The organism is Kitasatospora sp. NPDC057500, assembly GCF_042802195.1.
Lineage (GTDB): Bacteria > Actinomycetota > Actinomycetes > Streptomycetales > Streptomycetaceae > Kitasatospora.
In genome coordinates, this window is the sequence record NZ_JBHVER010000345.1 from 1 (window position 1) to 4,931 (window position 4,931).

Below are 4,931 nucleotides of genomic sequence, written 5' to 3' on the forward strand. Positions count from 1 at the left end.
GGCCGGCGACGTCGACGGCGTCGCCGGCCGGCTCGCCGGGGCGGTCGCCGACGGGGTCGGGGCCGCGCTCGTGCACAACGACCAGGACGCCCTGCAACTGCTGCCCCTGCTGCGGGCCCGGGGCGTCCGGGTCCCCGAGGACCTCGCCCTGGTCAGCTACGACGACGTGTTCGCCGCCCTCGGTGCCCCGCCGCTGACCGCGGTGGCCCCGCCCAAGCGCGCCGTCGGCGCCGCCGCGGTGGACCTCCTGGTGCGACGGCTGGCCGCCACCGGGAGCGGCGGCCTGCCGGTGCACCACCTGGAGCTGCTGCCGGACCTGACGGTGCGCGAGTCCTCCGGGCGCTGACCCGGCCCGGGGCACGGGCGGGGGAGTCAGCCCAGCGGCATCGACATGTAGACCGCCCGCCGCCCGTAGGACGCGGGCACCGCCACCTCCCGGTGCGCGCGGTAGCCGATGAGCCGCAGCAGGATGTCCGCCCCGCGCACCGCGACCATCGAGATCCGCTCGAAGCCCAACTCCTCCGCCCGCGCCCGGAAGTACCGCATGAACCCCAGCGCGACCTCCCGGCCGCGCAGGTCCTCGGCGATCACCAGGTCGTGCACGTGCAGGTTGCCCGACTCGTACGCGGCGCCCTCCGCGCGGGCGAGGTCCGGGCAGCGCAGCGGCGGGTACGGCAGGCTCAGCAGGTAGCCGCGGACCGCGCCGCCCTGCTCCAGCACGAAGCAGGTCTCCGGCGAGCCGAGGGCGCGGGACTGCAGCGCCTCCCGGCCCTCCGACAGGCCGTCGGCCGCGTAGGCGTCGTGCTCCAGTGCGACCACGGCGTCCCAGTCGTCGTCGGCCAGCCGCCGGATCAGGAAGTCCTCGCTCACCCGGTCCTCGCTCACCCGGCGTCCCCGCCCGCGCCGGAGTGGAGGCCCTCGGCGCGGGCGGCGGCCACCATGGGCGCCCAGGCCTCGATCAGCACCGCCCAGCGCCTGGCGTCCTCCTGCGCCTCGTCCAGGAGCTGCTGCCGCTGCCCGGCCACCACGTCGGCGAGCTCGGCGTACTTGCCGCCCAGCTTGCGGTAGGAGCGGTCCAGGACGTCCAGGCAGTGCTCGTTCCCGGCCCGGTCCCAGTCGACGCTGCCCCGCACCAGGTCGAGGATCAGTTCGGCCTTCAGCCCGTGCCGCTCGTCCAGCAGCTTGCGGCCGAGGTCGATCATCCCGCCGTAGACCGGGTACAGGTACAGCATCGAGAGCAGGAGCTTGACGAACCCCATCTGGTAGGGGACGAAGCCGGCACCCGTGCGGCGCTCGGGCGTGTAGTAGTTGACGATGTGGCGGTTGTGGACGACGCCGGGCAGCCGGGCGTGGACCAGGGAGTGCAGCAGGGCGTAGTCGCAGCCGAGGGTCCGGACCGAGGGCAGCAGCGGCAGCACCTCGTAACCCCGGTGGTCCAGGGCGACGTTGCACATGAAGACGTCCCAGATGTCCGGCACGCCGAGGACGGAGTGGTCGGCGCTGAACGGCTCGGTGCCGGTGCCCCTGAAGGAGACCTCCACCATCGCGTCCCGGTCCTCCTCCGGCCACACCGGCGGGGTCCACAGCCGCACCACGTCGCGGTAGACCTCGGGGTCCAGCTCGCGGATCTCGCTGATGTCCACGTTGAGTTCGCCCATGAAGGAGCCGCTGACCAGCATCACCGGCTTGTCCGCGTCGGCCGGGTCGAGCTCGGAGCGGGTCACACCGGCCACCGCCTCGCCGGCCGGCTTGCCGATCGAGAGCAGCTCGTGGTGGATCGGGAAGACCTTCTCGCCGTCGAGGACCTGGAAGTCGGCGTCGTCGTTGCGCAGGTGCGCCGAGGTGCAGCCCAGTGCGGCCGCGCCCAGGAAGATCCGGTTGACGCAGGAGCCGTACGCGACCTCCTGCGGGACCATCATGTCGAGCAGCACCCCGGGGTCGGCGGCACCGGAGCGCTCGGCCACCCGGCGGAAGAACTCCCGCTGCTGCGCCTCGCCGAGGTGGTGGACGAACACGCCGGGGGCGAGGGCCAGCGAGGCCACGGCGTCCGCGTTCTTGGCGAAACCGGCGGGGTCGGTGGCGTCGGTGGTGTCGAGGATCAGGAGGTGCACCTCGACCTCGAAGTTCGCGACGGCGTAGGCCGCTTCCTCGGCGAGGTCCACGATGGTGCCGGGGCAGGAACGCATGGTGGGCAGGGCGAGGCAGACTCGTTGCATGTGCGGGATTCTCCGTCTGAGCGTCAGATTCGTTGCGGCGGCCGTCGATCGGGTGAGTGCGGTGTCCTGGCGGGTGGCCCGTGGCGAGGGTGGTGCCGTCCGGGGACCGGCGCACGGCGGTGCCGCGTGGTTCACTCGAAGGCCGCGGTGGGGTAGTCGAGTCACCCACGGTGGACTAGACCAACTTCGGTGTCAACGGTGTGCTTTCAGGGACCGGGCGGTGCGTGCCGACACTGCCCGATCGGGCAGACGCGCCTGCCCCCGTACGGACTTCAGGGCTTGAGGAGGCGGCCGAAATCCGTCGCCCGCGTGCCGTGGCGCGTGGTCGTGCCCTCCAGGACGGCCGCCTCCAGGACGTCCGTGCGCACCTCGGCGGCGCCGCGGGGAGAGGCGACCCCGGGCGTGTGCTCGTAGTTCCAGACGACGACGTCGAGGAAGACCGGCGCCGTGAACCGCCACCCCCGCAGCAGGATCGCCCGGGAGATCGCCGGATAGGGCGTGCGGACCGGATCGCCGAGCCAGTCGAGGAGCGCGGACCGGGAGACGCTGAAGTCCACGCCCGCCCTGTCCAGCGCCCGCAGGACGGCGGCGGCGAGCGGCGGTGCGTAGCGGTCCGGGTCCAGCCCGATGAGCTCCGTCCACAGTCGTACCGCGTCCACGACGGCCGCCCGCGACTCGTCCGCCCTCCCCTCCCGGTCGAACGCCTCGGCGGCGGCGAAGAGTTCCTGCGCGCCGGCGACCGACGCCGCCGCCCGCCCGCCGGCCCCCTCCCGGTCGCACGCGTTCCTGCCGAGGACGTGCGCCGACCCCGCCGCCGCGGGCAGGACCACCGCGGCCAGGGCGGCGAGCAGGGCGCGCCGGTGCGGCGTCCCGACCCGCCGTCGACCCGGCGGAACGGGATCGTCCGCGCGGTGGGGCGGGGCCGTGGCAGCCGGAGGGGCGCTCGGTGGGGCGCTCGGTGGGGCGGCCGCTGGGGCAGCCGCTGGGGCGGCCGGTGGGCGGAGCGGCTCCGGCCGGGCGGCGCGCCGCGCCGCACCGTCCTCCGTCCGCGGCGGACGATCCCCGGTCAGAACGGTCCGGTAGAGGGTCCGGAGCTCCTTGCCGGGGCCCGCGCCCAGCTCCTCGGCCAGCCGCCGCCGGACGGCGCCGTAGCGGTCCAGGGCCTCCGCGCCCCGTCCGGCCGCGTGCAGCGCCTGGATCAGCACGTACTCCAGCGGCTCGGCCAGCGGGTACTCGGCGGTGAGGTCGGGCACCGCCGAGATCACCGCGGCGGGCCGGCCGAGCCGCAGCTCCGCCCGCGCCCACCGCACCACCGCGTCCAACCGCCGCTGGTGGCAGCTCGCCCGGACCCGTGCGGCCCACTCGCCCGGGAGGCCGGCCAGCGGCTCCCCCCGCCACAGCCCCAGGGCCTCGGCGAGCGTCGCGGCCCGGGCCTCGTCCTCCTGCCCCGGGTCGTCGCCCCGCTCGACCAGCCGGCGGAACCGGTGGAGGTCCACCAGCCCGGGGTCGACGTCCAGCACGTAGCCCGCGTGCCGGCGCTCGATCCCGGCCGCCGTCCCGTCCCCGGCGGCCTCCCGCAGCAGCCCCCGGATCCTGCTCAGGTGCGCGTACAGCACGGGCCGGGGACCGGCGGGCGGGTCGTGGCCCCAGACCCGGTCGACGAGCGCCTCGATCGTGACCGGTCTTCGCACGTCGACGACCAGCGCGGCCAGGACCACCTGCTGCCGCGGCGTCCCCAGGTCGAGCGGCCGGCCCGCCGACCGCACCTCGACCTCGCCCAACAGCCGGAAGTCCACCTGTCCCCCCATGCGATCGACAGCGCCCGCGCAACGCCCCCGGCCCCCATGCTGGCTGGCCCGCAAGGCGGCCGCAAGGTCGCTGACCAGGCCGCGGCGCCAAGGTGGTGGACCGCCCGGGCCGACCGGCCCGGCCCACGCGGTGCCACTCGGAACCCACTCGGATCCCACGGAGGAAAGCAGCATGCGGACACCCCTCACCCCGCGGCCCGGCAGAGCCGCACCACCGGCCGCACGGCCGACGGGGCGCGCCCGTCGCGGACGCCCCCGGCTCACCCCCGCGGCGCTGGTGGCGGCCGTGGCGTTCGCCGTCCTCACGGCACTCGCCACCACCCCCGCCCAGGCCGCGGAACCCACCCGCTACGAACTCGTGAACGTCCGGACCGGCCTGCGCGCCGACGTCATGTGGGCGTCGGCCGACCCGTACACCGGCGTCTTCCTCTGGCCGAACAACGCCAGCGCCTCCCAGGAGTTCGAGCTGCTCGACAGCGGGAACGGCTACTTCCGGATCAAGGCCCGCCACTCCGGCCAGTGCCTGATGCTCGACTGGCGCTCGGGGACCTACTCGAACGGCACCGGCGTCATCCAGTACCCGTACTGCGACGCCGGCTACGCGCCGGCCGAGTGGACCACCGCCTGGGTCGGGCACACCTGTATGTGCTTCCCGACGGTCATGATCCTGAAGAACCGGGCCACCGGCCGGTGCCTGGACTCCGAGGCCCCGTCGGGCACACCCGGCCAGCAGGCCCGGCTGCAGCAGTGGGACTGCATCACCACCGACGAGGCGTGGAACAGGGGGAACCAGAACTGGAACCTCCTCCAGCTCAACAACCTCCCCAACCCGCCCGGCCTCCGCTGACCGCCACCCCGCGCCGCCGCTGACGGCCCCGGCCGCCGCTCGCCCCCGCAGGCTCACCGC

General features: G+C 75.0%; 5 protein-coding genes. 2 read left to right on the plus strand and 3 right to left on the minus strand.

The genetic code is table 11. The features are described from left to right. Positions 1-346, plus strand: a 346-nt coding sequence (locus tag ACFU74_RS36020; protein ID WP_380764347.1) for a substrate-binding domain-containing protein, incomplete at its 5' end; no start/stop codon positions are given. A 26-nt stretch (positions 347-372) separates the two neighbouring features. Here the strand turns inward: ACFU74_RS36020 and ACFU74_RS36025 are convergent. The 3 genes from ACFU74_RS36025 to ACFU74_RS36035 all read right to left on the minus strand — a co-directional run bounded on the left by ACFU74_RS36025 (position 373) and on the right by ACFU74_RS36035 (position 4,024). Further along, positions 373-885 carry a GNAT family N-acetyltransferase gene (locus tag ACFU74_RS36025; protein ID WP_380764348.1) on the minus strand — a complete coding sequence of 171 codons (513 nt, stop codon included), beginning with the start codon at positions 883-885 and terminating at the stop codon, positions 373-375. Further along, complete coding sequence (locus ACFU74_RS36030; protein WP_380764349.1) at positions 882-2,216, minus strand: DUF6271 family protein; 1,335 nt, start codon at positions 2,214-2,216, stop codon at positions 882-884. Before ACFU74_RS36030 ends, ACFU74_RS36025 begins: the two co-directional genes overlap by 4 nt. Positions 2,217-2,488: 272 nt before the next feature. Further along, a complete protein-coding gene (locus tag ACFU74_RS36035) occupies positions 2,489-4,024 on the minus strand; it encodes a BTAD domain-containing putative transcriptional regulator (RefSeq protein ID WP_380764350.1) in 1,536 nt (511 codons plus the stop codon). Between the two features lie 172 nt (positions 4,025-4,196). Here ACFU74_RS36035 and ACFU74_RS36040 point away from each other — a divergent pair, with 172 nt between their 5' ends. After that, positions 4,197-4,871, plus strand: a complete 675-nt coding sequence (locus ACFU74_RS36040; RefSeq protein WP_380764351.1) for an RICIN domain-containing protein — start codon at positions 4,197-4,199, stop codon at positions 4,869-4,871. The last annotated feature ends 60 nt before the right edge of the window (positions 4,872-4,931 follow it).

What these genes read in the sequence shown, in the direction of transcription:
- ACFU74_RS36030 (WP_380764349.1), bottom strand. Translation starts at nt 2,216, where the DNA reads ATGCAACGAGTCTGCCTCGCCCTGCCCACCATGCGTTCCTGCCCCGGC.
- ACFU74_RS36035 (WP_380764350.1), bottom strand. Translation starts at nt 4,024, where the DNA reads ATGGGGGGACAGGTGGACTTCCGGCTGTTGGGCGAGGTCGAGGTGCGG.
- ACFU74_RS36040 (WP_380764351.1), top strand. Translation starts at nt 4,197, where the DNA reads ATGCGGACACCCCTCACCCCGCGGCCCGGCAGAGCCGCACCACCGGCC.